The sequence below is a fragment of the Aeromonas sp. 604176 genome (assembly GCF_049170755.1).
Lineage (GTDB): Bacteria > Pseudomonadota > Gammaproteobacteria > Enterobacterales > Aeromonadaceae > Aeromonas > Aeromonas veronii_A.
Genome location: NZ_JAAKNE010000006.1, coordinates 11469 through 26550, shown reverse-complemented (window position 1 = coordinate 26550; position 15082 = coordinate 11469). Strand labels below are relative to the sequence as shown.

Annotated in this window: 11 protein-coding genes; 4 read left to right on the top strand and 7 right to left on the bottom strand. The window is 57.9% G+C overall.

Features of this window, described 5'->3' with window-relative positions:
* Nucleotides 1-99: 99 nt before the first annotated feature.
* The 3 genes from G5358_RS02005 to ygeW all read right to left on the bottom strand — a co-directional run bounded on the left by G5358_RS02005 (nucleotide 100) and on the right by ygeW (nucleotide 3981).
* Nucleotides 100-1317: a YgeY family selenium metabolism-linked hydrolase gene (locus G5358_RS02005; RefSeq protein WP_204379827.1), complete on the bottom strand. Its 1218-nt coding sequence runs from the start codon at nucleotides 1315-1317 to the stop codon at nucleotides 100-102.
* A gap of 139 nt (nucleotides 1318-1456) precedes the next feature.
* Nucleotides 1457-2656, bottom strand: a complete 1200-nt coding sequence (gene dpaL / locus G5358_RS02000; RefSeq protein WP_216953638.1) for a diaminopropionate ammonia-lyase — start codon at nucleotides 2654-2656, stop codon at nucleotides 1457-1459.
* Between the two features lie 137 nt (nucleotides 2657-2793).
* Nucleotides 2794-3981 carry a knotted carbamoyltransferase YgeW gene (gene ygeW, locus G5358_RS01995; RefSeq protein ID WP_101530617.1) on the bottom strand — a complete coding sequence of 396 codons (1188 nt, stop codon included), beginning with the start codon at nucleotides 3979-3981 and terminating at the stop codon, nucleotides 2794-2796.
* A 612-nt stretch (nucleotides 3982-4593) separates the two neighbouring features.
* On the opposite strand from ygeW, the gene G5358_RS01990 reads away from it, so the two are divergent.
* Complete coding sequence (locus G5358_RS01990; RefSeq protein ID WP_335840855.1) at nucleotides 4594-5178, top strand: hypothetical protein; 585 nt, start codon at nucleotides 4594-4596, stop codon at nucleotides 5176-5178.
* 41 nt (nucleotides 5179-5219) lie between these two features.
* Here G5358_RS01990 and G5358_RS01985 read toward each other — a convergent pair whose 3' ends face one another.
* The gene (locus tag G5358_RS01985) at nucleotides 5220-6224 is read right to left on the bottom strand and encodes a Wadjet anti-phage system protein JetD domain-containing protein (RefSeq protein WP_421323488.1); all 1005 of its coding nucleotides are present in this window, start codon (nucleotides 6222-6224) and stop codon (nucleotides 5220-5222) included.
* A 212-nt stretch (nucleotides 6225-6436) separates the two neighbouring features.
* On the opposite strand from G5358_RS01985, the gene G5358_RS01980 reads away from it, so the two are divergent.
* From G5358_RS01980 to G5358_RS01970, 3 genes are all read left to right on the top strand, one after another.
* On the top strand, nucleotides 6437-7678 hold the full coding sequence (locus G5358_RS01980) for a lipase family alpha/beta hydrolase (RefSeq protein ID WP_245132622.1): 1242 nt from the start codon (nucleotides 6437-6439) through the stop codon (nucleotides 7676-7678).
* A 479-nt stretch (nucleotides 7679-8157) separates the two neighbouring features.
* Complete coding sequence (locus G5358_RS01975) at nucleotides 8158-8361, top strand: hypothetical protein (protein ID WP_421323487.1); 204 nt, start codon at nucleotides 8158-8160, stop codon at nucleotides 8359-8361.
* A 298-nt stretch (nucleotides 8362-8659) separates the two neighbouring features.
* Nucleotides 8660-9286, top strand: coding sequence for a heme-binding beta-barrel domain-containing protein (locus G5358_RS01970; protein ID WP_042055942.1), 627 nt, complete (start codon nucleotides 8660-8662; stop codon nucleotides 9284-9286).
* A gap of 36 nt (nucleotides 9287-9322) precedes the next feature.
* Here G5358_RS01970 and G5358_RS01965 read toward each other — a convergent pair whose 3' ends face one another.
* The 3 genes from G5358_RS01965 to mukB all read right to left on the bottom strand — a co-directional run bounded on the left by G5358_RS01965 (nucleotide 9323) and on the right by mukB (nucleotide 15082).
* Nucleotides 9323-9850: a DUF6979 family protein gene (locus tag G5358_RS01965; protein WP_236727593.1), complete on the bottom strand. Its 528-nt coding sequence runs from the start codon at nucleotides 9848-9850 to the stop codon at nucleotides 9323-9325.
* Between the two features lie 158 nt (nucleotides 9851-10008).
* Entirely contained in the window at nucleotides 10009-10395 is a 387-nt protein-coding gene (locus tag G5358_RS01960) for a septal ring lytic transglycosylase RlpA family protein (protein WP_162506377.1), read from the bottom strand.
* Between the two features lie 259 nt (nucleotides 10396-10654).
* On the bottom strand, nucleotides 10655-15082 hold the full coding sequence (gene mukB / locus G5358_RS01955) for a chromosome partition protein MukB (RefSeq protein WP_421323486.1): 4428 nt from the start codon (nucleotides 15080-15082) through the stop codon (nucleotides 10655-10657).

The window sequence follows — 15082 nt, the reverse complement described above, 5'->3', positions numbered from 1 at the left end:
CATCACTTCAAACAGCAAAACCCCGCCTCAACACAGACGGGGCACTTGCCACACTTGCGACAGCCGGGCGGCGATGGCAGTCACCACCCGGCAGCCCCCTTACTTGTCCAGCTCGGCCAGATAGAGCATGGGGATCACGGCGTACATGGCGGCGCACTTGACCAGATGCTCTTTCCAGGTCTTCTCGTTCGGGGCGTGGGCTTCCGGCTCTTTACCCGGGCCAAAACCGATGACCGGAATACCGTGGCGACCCATGATGGAGACACCGTTGGTCGAGAAGGTCCACTTGTCCACCACCGGCTCCTTGTTGAACAGCTCGCGATAAGCCTTGGAGAGGGTTTTGACGGTGATGTGATCCTCTTCCACCTTCCAGGTCGGGAAGTAGCACTCGGTCGGGTAGACCAGACCGGTGTAGGCCGGACGGTCGTACTGATACATGGAGACCTCGGCACCGGCGGCTTGCACCGCAGGCAGGGCACGGATCTCGTCCAGCGCACCTTGCCAAGTTTCACCCCAGGTCAGACGACGGTCGATGGAGATGGCACAGCTATCCGCCACGGCGCAGCGGCTTGGCGAAGTGAAGAAGATCTCGGAGACGGTCAGGGTGCCCTTGCCGAGGAAGTCGTCGTTGCCGAGGTTGTGGCTGAGCTCCTGCAATTCGCCGAGGATCGGGCCCATCTTGAAGATGGCGTTGTCACCGCGCTCCGGCGCGGAGCCGTGGCAGCTGACCCCCTGCACCTCGACGCGGATCTCCATGCGGCCGCGCTGGCCACGGTAGATCTGGCAGTCGGTGGGCTCGGTACTGACCACGAACTCGGGGCGGATCTTGCTCTGCTCGATGATGTACTGCCAGCAGAGACCGTCGCAGTCCTCCTCCTGCACGGTACCGGTCACCAGCAGGGTGTACTGATCTTCCAGCCCCAGATCCTTGATGATCTTGCCCGCATAGACCATGGAGGCCATGCCGCCTTCTTGGTCAGATGCGCCGCGGCCACCGATGATCTCGTGATCTTCCATCCCCTCATAGGGGTCGAAGGTCCAGTTGGCGCGGTTGCCGACACCGACGGTATCGATGTGGGCATCCATGGCGATCAGGTGCGGGCCGTGGCCGATATAACCCAGCACGTTGCCCATGGGGTCGATCTCCACCTTGTCAAAACCAACCTTCTCCATCTCCTGCTTGATGCGCAGCACGACGCGCTCTTCATCGCAGCTCTCGCTCGGGATAGCGATCATGTCACGCAGGAACTGACTCATCTCGGCCTTGTACTGGTAGGCCTTCTCCAACACCATTTCAAACGGAATTTGCTTGCTCATTGTGATTCTCCATAACAACTGAGAGTGCGCGGCCTGTTCGTCGGCAGCGCCCTGTGCCCGTTACCGCACCCCGTTGGCGAGGCGCGATCAATGCTTCAATTCGTGTCTCTGCTCTCGCAGGGGTTACTCACAGCCGGGGTTAATCGCAGGCAGGATGTTTGCCTTCCCACACCACTTCCCGGTAGTGGGTCACATCGGTGTCCCCTTCGGTGTTGATGATCAGCACCACGGAGTCGCGACTTAGCCCGAGGCGCGCCATCAGCGCTGCGCGATCCGGGTGGTGACGTACTGCCGCCAGCACGCCGGTACCGACCGAGCCGGACTCACCGGAGATGATGCGTGGATCATTGCCAAGGGGGTTGCCGAGCACTCTCATGCCCAATGCCGACACCTTGTCGTGACAGGAGATGAACTGGGTGGTGCAGCTTCTGAGCAGCGGCCAGCCGAGCGGATTGGGTTCACCGCAGGCGAGACCGGCCATGATGGTGCGCATGTCGCCCCCCACGTTGACCATCTCCCCCGCCACACCGGAGCGGTAGATGCAGTCGGCCTGATCCGGTTCGACCACGATACTGTGCAGGTTTTTCGCCCCGAAGCAGTCCACCAGATAACCGAGCACACCGCCCGCCAGCGCACCAACGCCAGCCTGCAGCAACACGTGGGTCGGCTGCTTGATGCCCATGGCCTGCATCTGCTCGACCGCTTCGTCGGCCAGGGTGGAGTAACCCTGCATGATCCAGGTCGGGATCTTGGTGTAGCCCTCCCAGGCGGTGTCCTGCACTATGTGCCAGCCGCGCTCTTCGGCCATCTTCATGGTTAGGCGCACGGTGTCGTCATAGTTCATGTCGGTGACGATGCACTCGGCACCGAGATTGAGGATGTGGTCAACCCGCTCCTGGGCCGAGCCCTTGGGCATGTAGACCACCGCATGCTGACCCACCTGTTTGGCGGCCCAGGCAACGCCACGACCGTGGTTGCCATCTGTGGTGGTGGCGAATGTCATCGGCTCCTTGATGGTGCGTTTGATGAGATCGAAGGAGAAATCCTCGATGGCCACCCCGTACTTTTCACAGAGCAAGTTGGCGATGGCATAAACGCCACCCAGCATCTTGAAGGCGTTGAGGCCAAAGCGCTTTGACTCGTCCTTGACCAATATATTTTTCACCCCGATATAGGCGGCCAGATCTTTCAGGTCGCACAATGGGGTCGGTTCATAACCGGCCAGTTTTTTATGAAAAGCGCGAGCCTTTTGTGCTTCGGCGCGAGAAAACAGCGGAGATGGCTCGGCGGTAAAAAAGCGGTTATCGGCAATATCCATCTTCAGCGAAAATTGGGACATGCTTACCTCACTAGGCGTTACCTGACAAAGAGCTGCCTCGCCGGGAGATCCGTTATTCAGATACCACGGGGAGAAAACTCGAAATAATGAATTCGACAGTATGGGCAGGATGAATATTCACCATGCCCTGCCGTTATTTATTTCACCCGCTTTTGCGCCTCTTTAATCAGATTTTCCAGAGTTTCTGCCGGGGCGGAAAATTTACGGGCCATGATCATGGCGGCAATAATATAGGGCTTCCAGCTCGCCTCTTTGTAAGTGGCGATACGGTATTTCTCGAATACCCCTTCGGTTACTTCGCCCTCTTTGCAGGAGACGCCGGAAATATCGGCGGGCAGGCAGTGCATATAGAGCGCCTCGCCCCCCTTGGTGAGCTTCATCATCTCCTCGGTGCAGTGCCAATCCTTGTGCTTGGCGTTCTGCTCAAGGCAATGTTTCTCCAGCTCCTTGAGGCCGGCGTGGTCATTGGCACGCAGCAACTCGGTGCGCTGCTCCATCACCTTGTAGGGAGCCCAGGACTTGGGATAGACGATATCGGCATCCTTGAACGCCTCTTCCATGGAGGTGACCTGACGGAAGCTGCCGCCAGATGCCTTGGCATTCTCTTTGGCTACTTCGATCACGTCCGGGATCAGGTCATACCCTTCCGGATGGGCTAGGGTCACGTCCATACCGAAACGGGTCATCAAGCCGATGATGCCCTGCGGCACGGAGAGCGGCTTGCCGTAGCTCGGGGAGTAAGCCCAGGTCATCGCAATCTTCTTGCCCTTGAGGCTATCCAGGCTGCCGAAGTGCTCCTGCAACCAGGCGAGATCAGCCATGGACTGGGTCGGGTGATCAATGTCGCACTGCAGGTTGACCAGCGCCGGACGCTGGGGCAGCACCCCCTTCTCGAACCCTTCATCCAGCGCGGCGCCCACTTCGCGCATATAGGCGTTGCCAGCACCGAGGAACATGTCGTCACGGATGCCGATGGCATCGGCGCAGAAGGAGATCATATTGGCCGTTTCACGGACGGTTTCGCCATGGGCGATCTGGGATTTGCCCTCATCCAGATCCTGCTGGGCCAGACCGAGCAGGTTCAGCGCAGAGGCGTAAGAGAAGCGGGTTCGGGTGGAGTTATCGCGGAAAACCGAGATACCGAGCCCGCTGTTAAACAGTTTGGTGCAGATATTTTCGGCGCGCAGGGTCTTGAGTGATTCGGCCAGTTTCAATACCAGCTCCAGCTCCTGAGGGGTTTGCTCCCAGGTCAGCAGAAAATCTTTTTCATGCAGGTTGGATTTGAGTGCTCTGATCTCTTTGATTAATTCGTTAACTGCTTTCATCGTTCGCCCCAATCATTGGATGAGATATGGATAGCTCCCCTTTCACTCACGATGTCACCAGCATCCCGGTTGTGGGTGAGCGCGTCGGTTAGCGTCGATATGAGGCAATCAATAACCGTGCCAAACCAATAAAATGCAGGCAGATATTAATAAATGGCGAAAGTGTGTGATGCCAACCACAAAATCAGTGGCTATTTCAGCGGTTTATTCCATAAAAGGATGGATAGGGTGGCCAAGCGATAAAATAGCAAGGTGATAATAATCAGAGGCAATATCCCTGCGCCGGTGAGAATTATCATCAAAGGTCAGTTTCAGGGGCTGAAATGATACCAGCGGGGTTGCCGTTATCATTATGATAATGCTGTGCAGTGACTTGCTCTTTTGTTACGACCTCTTCTGCAGAAGTGTCACTGCCATTTAACCTCCCTTGCACTCCCCGCCCGTATCGCCTCTCGCCTTATCTTCCGGCCACATTGCTGGGCGCGGTTGGCCCAAGGTGCTAACGTGAATACGCCAGCTGCGCATCTGTCTCGGATGCTCAGAAGAGGCCGACGTTCACTGCCGCAACTGCGCGGATGAACCTGCATGACTTACATCTTTGAGGGATTATCTATGTCCAGGAATGCCGCTCTGCTCATCACCCTGACCCTGCTCGGGATCGCCCCTGCCCACGCCATCAGCGCCAAATATGCCGAGCAACTGGAGCGATCCGGCTGCACCCAGGTTACCGAGGCGCAGGGCTGTGACATTCACAAAACCAAAGCGGAAAATGCCAAGGCGGGATTTGGTACGGCCGCGGAGGGCGGTCTGAATCTGAGCTATGAGCAGAAGCTGGATCGCTCGGGCTGCACTCAGGTGAGCGAGCTTAATGGCTGCGATATCAACAAGACCAAGGCTGAGAACGCGGCTGCCAGTGTTGGCAATGCTCCGGCCGCGGCAACCAGCGCCAGCCCCTATGCGGGCAACTGGATCGCCACCTTCCCCCAAACCGGCGCCACCGTGGCCAATATCCGCATCGATGGCAAGGATCAGGTGTGGGTCAACGACAAGAAGGTCAATGCCAAGAAATCCGATGGCGCGCTGGTGTTCAAGGATGGCATGGTCATCTACACCATTCAGGGGGATCGCCGCATCAAGGGTGAAGATGGCTGGGTCGATAATGATGCCGGCACCAAGGGGCCCATCAACGCCAAGTAAGCAGCTGACCACGAAATGACGGGGAGCACAGGCTCCCCGTTTCACTCCTGATTACTCATCTCTTCCAATGACCAGCTCCGCCAGTGAGGGGCCAGAATCAATACCTCCTGCTCCAGCCAAGTCCCGTCTGTGATCAGTTTATCGAGCCAGGGAACGTCTGCCGGCGGGCCATGATCATCGACCTGATCAGCCTGCGTCGTCACATGCCAGGGCACCTTGCCACTGCCCGTTGCAAAGGTGCGTACCGAACGGGCGTAGTGATCCAGATAAGGCTGCAGCTCACAGGGAAGCCAGAGCATGACCGGTCGAGTTAGCTCACGTGCCAACTCGACGGCGATATCGATACCCCGTTGATCGAGATCGCCAAAATGTGCCCACTGCACGCCCGCAGGCAGCAGCGGGATTAGCTGTTTGGCCAGGGTGGTATTGCGACCGGGGGCAAAGAGCAGCAGTTGCCCGGGTTGCAGTGGGTAATCGACAAAGGCCCCCTTGTTCTCCACCGTAATGACCCGATCCCCTTGCCAGCCGATGGCCGCCAGCGTGCCCAGAGTCCGCTCCGGCAACGCCAATTCCCCCAGCAGCGCCATCATTGCCGTCATATCGTGCTGCTGACCCTGCTGATCGACCAGTGAGAGCGGTTCGAGGGTACGGATGCGGATCACCTCATCCTGCGTGAGCGACAATTCCGCAAGCTGTGGCGCGGCAAGGGATGCTGACCGCGAATGCTTGCTGTCCCCCTGCCAGAGGGCATAAAAGCAGGCCTGATTGAGCCGTGCAGGTAAACTCACTCCCATTCGTTGCAGCTGCTCCCCCTTGTCCGGTTCGGGGGGCGCAGCCCGTGCCAGTTGTCCGGTCAGAAAAGTCCGCCCCGCGTCGGTCAACACATAATGAGCACCTCGGCCAACCGGCTTGATCCCGGCTACTGCCTGCAACAGATCCTTCAGCTCCCTACCATGCCGACTCTCAAGAGAGCAGCCCTTCTCGTTCTGGCTATCGAGCAACCGTGCACACAAATCCTGTACCCGCACCTCATCAAACAGCGACATCCTTACCTCTCCATGTGGCTTCATATGACGAAGTAGAGGTGATTTTCCCTGTCATTACCGTGACCGGCTTCGCAAGCGGTTCTTATCAGCCCCGCCATGCATGGCCCGTTACTGGTAAACCCGCCACAAAGGGAGCAAGCTGGTTTGATATAGAGATACGCTGCGCTCTTCGCGGCACGACAACGCGATACCCGCTTCCACAAGGGCTTGCCATGACCGACGCCACAGACCCATCGCCATCCTCTTCTTGGCATCTTTCGGATATCCGCGAACTGGCGCACCTGCTGACTCTGGCGCTGCCCGCCGCGGTAGAGATCACCGAAGCAGTGCATCAGGCGGTACTGAGCGGTATGGGGCTCAAGGGACGGGATGAGGGAAAAACAGCCGGGATCACCGGGCTGGTCTACAAGGGGGTACATGGTGCCGCCAACACCCTGGGCAGCGGCATCAACGAACTGCTCAGCCGCCTGCCAGCCACACCGCCGCCCCACCAGATCCCCGAAACCCCGAAACGCGCGGCCCTGATCGCCACGCTCAACGGCGTGTTGGGGGACAAGCTGGTCGAGCACCACAATGCTCTCGCCACCCCCATGATCCTGCGCTATCAGGGCAAGCCCCTCGATTGGCAAGCGATGCCAAAGGATCTACCCCGCGAGGGACGGGTGCTGCTGATGATCCATGGCCTCTGCATGAACGATCTGCAGTGGAAGACCGAGCATCAAGGCAAACCGGTCAATCACGGGGAGCAACTTGCCGCCGCGCTTGGCTATCTGCCTCTTTACTTGCGCTACAACTCGGGCCTGCCTATCGCACATAACGGGCAGCTACTTGCCCTGTTGCTGGAGGAGCTGTTCGCCTACTGGCCGGGAGAGCTCAAAGAGATAACGATAATGGGCTACAGCATGGGGGGACTGGTTGCACGCAGCGCCTGCCACCATGCCGGCGTGGCCGGGCTCACCTGGCCTGCACGCCTTGCCAACCTGATATTTCTCGGCACACCACACCACGGCGCACCGCTCGAACATGCAGGTCACTGGCTGGAACAGTTGTTGCCCGCTACCGCCTACAGCGAACCCTTCGTCAGACTGGCGCGGCTGCGCAGTGCAGGCATCAAGGATCTGCGCCACGGCAAGGTGATCGACGAAGTGGCCCAACCCGACCCCGCCGTGCCCTTGCGCGATCCCCGCGTTCCACTCCCCTTACCCTGCAGCGTCAACTGTTATGCCATCGCCGCGACCACTGCCGCCAAGCGCAGCCTGCTGGCCGACCGGCTGATTGGCGATGGACTGGTGCCGCTACGCAGTGCCCTCGGTCAGCACAACGAAGCGCGCCATCAGCTGGCTTTTCTTCCTGCCCATACCCTGATTGTCTATCGCACCAGCCATATGGCCCTGCTCGCCAACCCACAGGTTGGCCAGCAACTGCTGCGCTGGCTCAGCCCCTTGCAGTTATAGCGAACTGGCTATTAAAGCAACAGAATGCTGGTTCACACAGGAGCCCTGTGGCACTCTGGGACGTCAAAGGGAAGACCCACACTGACACTTGATGTGTCCCCACTGCAAAGGAGCGCCACCGATGGCCAAAGCAAGCAAGAAAGAGATCAAGAAGAAGATCGCCGCTCGTCTTGAGAAAATTGCCAAGCATGAAGGCAAGATCAAGAAGCTGAAGAAGGCCCTGAAGTAGGGCCCACCGCATAAGAAAAACCGCCAATAGGCGGTTTTTTCATCCCCCTTTCGCCCCTTTACCATCGTTTTGATACCAATGGCCTTGATGTAAACGCCTCAAGCGCACCTCAGCAGAACAACCCGACTGAAGCCACGCACGTTCTCATCGCTGATATTTGGTCTAACAGCGCCAATCGGGCGCCGCGCGCGCCCATGCCAGCAACTACCTTCAACGGAGTGTTTGATATGAGCCAGCAGTGGAGCGCCATATGTACTATTACACCCTCACTTTCAAGGAAGATGTCGATCGCCTGACCGCCCCCGAGCAGGAGATCACCTTGCAGAGCCCCGCTCAGGCGGGGGATTTTGTTATCCTCTCCGACGGCAGCCGCCATCAGGTGATGTTTGTCACCCACCGCGTCCACTACAGCAGCCTCTATCTCGATAAAGGGGTCAGGGTGCCACAGAGTTAGTGGCTATCGCCTTCAATTGATGGGGCTGAGTGAAATATTCACGCCGTTGACATAATAATCATCGCATCATGTCAATGTTCCTTTATCTCTATCACGATATATCTGAGGAAGCGCGATGAAAAAATACAACATTGTCTTATATCAAATTCAATTTATTTAGCCACGAAAAAGCAAATCATACATCACAAAAACGAACCACTATCACTCAATATCATTGACCACACCCTTGGTGCGTTATAACAATTACTTTGCTGAACATATTTATTCGCAAGTCATTATTAGTGATGGAGTTATCACAATGAATAAAGTTATCTTACCCATAGCATTAATTACCTGTGCCACGCTCGCTCACGCAGAGTCCAGCACTATTATCAACGGTCTGGATTTTGGTCCATTAGCTCAGTTGGCTGGCACATGGAAAAGCACCGATGCTGGTGGTGTAGATGTAGCACCCGGCCAGGAGGGTAGCAAAGTTGGCAAAGGGGGGCCGGCAGTGGAACCCTTTTACGAAGTCATTACTTTTGAACCGGCAGCCGATGCTAAAAATGCCAGCGAACAATATCTGGTAGCCATGTATTACAAACAGGAAGTATTCAGAAAAAGCGATAATGGGAAATTTCATGACCAACGCGGCTATCTGATTTATGACAAGACTAATCAGCTTGTTTACAACTCATACTGTATACCCCGTGCAGTCTGTGTGGTCACTGAAGGCAAAGCGGGTAACAAAATCGAGTTCAAGACGGGCAAGCGCGGTATTGCGGAAAGCAATTATATGACCATTAATGATTCCACCACGGATTTCTCGATGACTCTGGACTTCTCAGAGAAAGATCTCCTCAAATACAGTCAAACCACCAACCTGATGGTGTATGGCAAGCCATTCGCACACTCCGATAGTGCATCCCTGACCAGAACCAATTGATGTTTCATGGCCAAGGTATTCATTACCTTGGCTTTTTTATATTCGTCGATAGTCTATCCTGATGGCATCCCTATCCCACTCGGGGTTAAGCACACCGGCATACCAGAGTGTCAGAATGACATCCATCTGATTGTTATGCTTAACAACCTTGCCGCTCTTACAGGCAGAGACCACTTCCAGCCATAACTGCTCGGGATTGATCGGTTTGGTAATATCCTTGTGTGACAATAAATCAATGGCAGCCAACACATATGCTCTGGTTTTGGTCGCAGCTACATAATGAACTGGCATGATGCAACTGATACAACCAAGACTGCAAAGAGTCAAAAAAGTTACCTTTGGATTATTCTTGAATTTCCCTGTACTAATATCATCACCAAATGCTTCAGCAATAGCCATATCCCAAGCGGTAGCATGCCCATAATTATTCTGCACCATCAGATGAACAGCTCTCAGCGCTGCACCACCATATTTACCATAGATAATCATCACTAATCCCTCCTTTTGCCCCATAGTAAGGCCGAACAGGCGAGATAAGCTAAAATAAATATCAATCACGATCATCGATTTTTTCCATTGATAACAAATCCATTTTTAGCTGAATTAAATATTGATCCATATCAATGTTATATCTTTATCTACCGAAAGGCTGACTGGTCGATGTCAGCCTTCCAATATCATTCATCAACATCCATTTTCGTGTATAAACGGGTTCACCCAGCCTAGAGCACCTCTATTTTTACTTTGATAATCCCGTCGCGAATATTGCCGATGGTGCTAAAGGCAGATTTGGAGAGATCGATAATACGCCCACTTTTAAAGGCGCCGCGGTCATTGACCTTGACCACTACGCTCTTGCCGTTGGCGAGGTTGGTGACCCGCACCATGGAGCCGAAGGGCAATTCCATATGGGCGGCGCTATTGAGGTTGTTGCGATAGATCTCGCCGCTGGCGGTCTTTTTGCCGTGATAACGGTCGGCATAATAGCTGGCGTAACCGGTCTCGCTATAGCCGCGCCAGCTGCCGCCGTGACTCTCGTCATAACGGCTGCTACAGGCCGCCAGCAGCAGGCAAAGAGATAACAGCAGCCCTTTCTGGATATGTTGCACCTTTCCCCTCTCCTCTCTTCTTCTTTTCTCTATGCGCAATTTTTCTTCTTCGATACGGCCGGTGACGCTGGCGACACGCTTGCAGGCGGGAGACCTCACCTTGCCATAGCTCCAAGGCACTCATCATGTTACTCGTCTTGTTGTCAGGCAACAGCGACCGCGCGGCTACTTTGCCATATCCTCCATGCAAAAAGGGAGGCAAATGCCTCCCTTTCAACTAGTTACCGGTCATCCTTTGTCGGGATGGGCCAGAGACTTCTCAGGCAATCAGCTTGTCGTCGGCAAAGCCGAAACCGCGCAGGCCCACCACATGTACGTGCTCGTGCTTGCCCTGCACCTTGCGGATGAGCTTGTAGGTGGTGCCCTTCTCGGGGCTGATGTTCTCGGGCGCCGCGATAAGCAGCTGCATATCCTGGCGCTCGCACAGCTCGAACAGGGTGGCGATGGATTTGCCATCCAGACGGGCCGCTTCGTCGAGGAACAACAGGCGGCAGGGGGCGATATCCTTGCCGCGCAGACGGCGGGACTCCTCCTCCCAGCTGATCAGCACCATCAGCAGGATCGCCTGACCGGTACCGATCGCCTCGCCGGTGGAGAGCGCGCCGCTCTCGGCCCGCAGCCAGCCATCGGCCCCGCGCTGCACCTCGATCTCCAGCTCCAAATAGTTGCGATAGTCGAGCAGCACGTCGCCCATCACCTGATAGCTGCGATCTCCCTGCTCGATCTGCGGGTTCAGGCGCTGGAACAGCTTGGCCATCGCCTCGGAGAAGCTGAGCTCCTTGTCGGCGAACAGATCGTTGTGCATGGCAGTTTGATCGGCCAGCGCCGTCAGCAGACGGGTATGGGCCTCGCGGATATTGACGTTGAGGCGCACCCCGCGCACCAGACCGAAGGCGATGTTCTGCAGCCCCTGGTTGAGCACCCGGATGCGGTTCTGCTCGCGGCGGATGATGTTGGTGATCTTGGCCGCCACTTCGTGGGAGGAGAGCGACAGGTGGGTTTCCCGCTGCTTGAGCTCGTCAGCCAGACGGGCCAGCTCGATCTCCATCTCCTCGATCGCCTCCACCGGATCATCGGAGCGAATGATGTCGTTGCGGATGCGATCCTTGAGGTAACGGTAGACCTGCACGTAGAAGGCCACCTTCTGCTCGGTGCTACGGTTGCCCTCAGAGAGACGCAGCGCATCGCGCAGAGCCTCGTCGTGGGCCACCGCCACCCGCAGGGCGCCGAGGGCCTTGTCCGACATGGAACGCAGCTCGTCGCTGTCGAGGTACGCCAGCTCGCGCTTGTTGAGGCGCTTCTCGACGTCGGTCTCCCGCGCCAGTCGCACCACCCGCGACCAGCTCGCCTTGTGACCCACCAGAGATTTACGGGCGCTGTAGTAATCCTTTCCTTCGAGCTTGAGACGGCCACCGAGGGATTCGATCTCGCGCTTGGTGACCTGCAACTGGGCCTCGGCGCTGGTGCGACGGGAGCGGGTGCGGATCAGCAGCTCTTCAATCTCTTTCTTGTGGGCGCGCGCCTTCTCTTCCATATCGTCAGAGAGGGTCAGCCCCATGGCCGCCAGCTCCTGCTCAAACTCGGTCAGGGTCTGGCGCTTGGCCTCTACGCTGGAGTTGAGCGCGGTGCGCAGCTGCAACGCCTCGGTGTGACGCTGGGCAATCTGCTTGTGCTGCTCGCCAGCGGTACGGGCTGCCAGCTCGGCGGCTTTGAGCTTCTCTTTGAGTCGCTCGCTCATCTCGGAGGCCTTGCCCAGCAGATCTTGCGCATCCTGATAGGCAAAGTGCGGCAGACGGGCCACCAGCTGATCGAGGGCGTAGCAACGGCGTTTCTGCTCGGCCAGCAGGTCATTTACCTCATCGAAGGCCGCCTGCAGCGCGGCAAGATCCTGCGGATCCTGACGCAGCACCTGCACCATGGTTTCCAGTGTTTCCAGCGACTTGCCGTGTTTGGCGATAAAGGCTTCGGCTGTTTTAAGGGCCTCAACGTCGGCATGAGCCGCCTCGAGGCGGGCCGCCAGATCAGTCTCGGCAAACAGGTGGGCAAAGGGCAGCATCCCCTGCACCAGCTGGATATGGCGAGTCAGCTGGGCGGCGGCCGCTTTGGCATCACTCAGCTGCTTGTCATACTCGCCGATGGCTGCTTGCAGTGTGCGCAGTTCGGCCTGTTTGGCCTGCACTTCGGCTTCGGGGTCGGGGCGGAAGGCGATATCCAGATGCTGACCGATAAAGTCGCGGAAGTGACCGTAGAGACGGTGGTACTTCTGCTGCTCAAACGCAGCCTTGGCGTAACCCTCGATCAGCCCTTCACGCTCAAGGTCGAGCTGCTCGATCCGCTTTTCCCGGGCAGCGCGGCCAAACAGCGGCAGCTCGGGGTAGCGGGAGAAGCGCACCTGACGCTTGCTGGTGCGTACCAGCACGGCGTCCCCCAGCTCGTCCGCTTCCACCAGATCCTCGTCAAAGGAGTCGGGGTTGCCCTGAATCAGGTAGATATCTTCCGGGCAATCTTCCAGCTTTTTCAGCCGCTCGATGGCGCCCTCAAGGTCGAGCACCACCAGGGCGCTGCGAGCCGGGCCATAGAGCGCCGAGTAGTAAGGGGCATCGTCGATGGAGATGTCGTCATAGACATCGGAGAGCAGCACACCCCCCACTTGCTCGGCGATGCGGGCAAGACGGGGATCCGCCTCGCCTGCTCCCAACTGCAGGTTGCGAATTTGCAGCTCCAGCGCCTGTTTCTGCGCCGCGATGCGGTTGCTCTCCTGCTCGAACTCGCGCTCCTTGTCGAGCACGGCCTGCATGCCGACCGAAAGCTCTTCAGCGGTAGCGAGCGGCAGACCGCTCTGCTCGCGCAGCTGCTCGAGTTTTTCAAAAGATTTCAGCCAGCGCGGCGCCAGCTTGGTGAGCTCCGCAATATCACGGCCCAGCTGGGTGCCCTGATGCTCGAGGCTGGCGCGGCGCTGGTTCACCTCCGCCTGCTGTTCGGAGAGCTCCTCCTGACGGGTGCGCTGGGATTCGAGGAAGATCTCCAGCTCGTCGCTGCTGGCGATAAGCTGGCCAGAGGCCTGCTGCAGCTCGTCACGCAGCTTGAAGAGGCTCTTCTGGCTTTCGCTCTCTTTCTCGAGGCGAGCCAGCGCGGCGCGCAGCCCCTGCCCCTGCGCGATGCGAGCCTTGTCTTCGATGTGACGCTTGAGCAGCGCCTGCGCGGTGGGCCAGGCGGCCTCGCGCACTGTTTCGGGGGCGATGCTCAAAAGCAGCGCCAACGCCGCTTCATGCTCGGCCACCGCCGCCTTCGCCAGCGCCAATTGCTGCTCGGCCCCCAGCACCCGGCTGGTGAGGCTCTGCTCGGCGGCGCGGAACTGGTGCAGGGTGTCGCTCGCCTGTTCGGCGCTCAGCCCCGGCAGCTCGCACTGCTCGCGGGCAGCATCGAGGGCCTGCACCGCCTGACGGTACTGGATGGCGCGGGTCTGCTGGATATCGAGCGCCTGCTGGTAGTCGGCCAGCTGGGTCTTGAGGCTGTCGACTTCTGCCTGCGCCAGCTCCTTGCGCTCTTCCACTTCCAGCAGCTGGCCGTGGATCTCTTCCACTACCGCCTGCTGCTGCTCGAGTTTGTCAGAGAGATCCGCCAGATCGGCGCGATACATCTCGATCTTCTTCTGCAAGCTGACGGCCGCCATCACCTTGGCCAGATGCTCGGAGGCAGACTCCAGCTCGTCGGTCAGCAATTTTTCGCGGTTGGTGAGCTGCTCCACCTCGTCGGCCAGATAGATGGCGCGCTGTTTCTCTTCGGCCAGAATGCGGCGCTTGTCGGCCAGCTCCTGGCGCGCCTTGAGGGCCAGCTCGGAGAGACGGCTCTTCTCGGCGGCGTTGCGCACATAGTCGGCGGCCACATAGTGGGTGGTCTCGGTGATCAGGTTCTTGAACAGATCCCGCTGCCCTTGCGTCTCCTTGATCGCTTCCAGCGTGCGGCGGTTTTCATAGATGGCCGCCTCCATGTCTGCAAACGCCTTGCGCACCCCGGAGTTCTCCGGCAGCAGGTATTCGCGCAGGGAACGGCTGATGGACGAGGAGATGCCGCCGTAGAGGGAAGCCTCGATCAGGCGATAGAACTTGCCGCGATCTTTTTGATCGCGCAGCTTCTTCGGGGTGATGCCGAACTCGAACATGAAGTTGTGATAGTCGGTCACCGTATTGAATTTGGCGACTTTCAGCGCCCCCAGCTCGGCGGCCGCTCCTTTCAGGTCGGTAAAGGCGCGCACCCGCCCCTTGCCGCCATCAAGCTTCTCCAGCAGCAGATCGGTCGGCGCCAGATTCTCCGGCACATCCACCAGCGCAAACGGAGTGATGTTGACCTTGTTGTCACGGTTGGCCACCTGCTCGAGGTGCACGCCGACCCAGATCCGCTGTTCGCGGCTGTTCATCACTTCCAGCAGGGAATAGCAGTGGCCGCGCTGCAGCTTGCCGTAGAGCCCCTTGTCACGGGAGGCGCTGCTCGATCCCGCTTCCGTGGTATTGCGGAAATGGAGCAGTGACTGGTCGGGGATGAGCGCCGCGATAAAGGCCGCCATGGTGGTGGACTTGCCCGCGCCGTTGCCGCCGGAAAGGGTGGTGACCAGCTGGTCGAGATCGAAGGTCCGGGCAAAGAAGCCGTTCCAGTTGACCATGGTCAGGGATTTGAACTTGCCTCGCAC

Coding starts and splice junctions, on each gene's coding strand:
- G5358_RS01975 (WP_421323487.1), top strand. CDS start 8,158: ATGTACTATTACACCCTCACTTTCAAGGAAGATGTCGATCGCCTGACC.
- G5358_RS01985 (WP_421323488.1), bottom strand. CDS start 6,224: ATGTCGCTGTTTGATGAGGTGCGGGTACAGGATTTGTGTGCACGGTTG.
- G5358_RS01970 (WP_042055942.1), top strand. CDS start 8,660: ATGAATAAAGTTATCTTACCCATAGCATTAATTACCTGTGCCACGCTC.
- ygeW (WP_101530617.1), bottom strand. CDS start 3,981: ATGAAAGCAGTTAACGAATTAATCAAAGAGATCAGAGCACTCAAATCC.
- G5358_RS01965 (WP_236727593.1), bottom strand. CDS start 9,850: ATGATCGTGATTGATATTTATTTTAGCTTATCTCGCCTGTTCGGCCTT.
- G5358_RS01990 (WP_335840855.1), top strand. CDS start 4,594: ATGTCCAGGAATGCCGCTCTGCTCATCACCCTGACCCTGCTCGGGATC.
- dpaL (WP_216953638.1), bottom strand. CDS start 2,656: ATGTCCCAATTTTCGCTGAAGATGGATATTGCCGATAACCGCTTTTTT.
- G5358_RS01980 (WP_245132622.1), top strand. CDS start 6,437: ATGACCGACGCCACAGACCCATCGCCATCCTCTTCTTGGCATCTTTCG.
- G5358_RS02005 (WP_204379827.1), bottom strand. CDS start 1,317: ATGAGCAAGCAAATTCCGTTTGAAATGGTGTTGGAGAAGGCCTACCAG.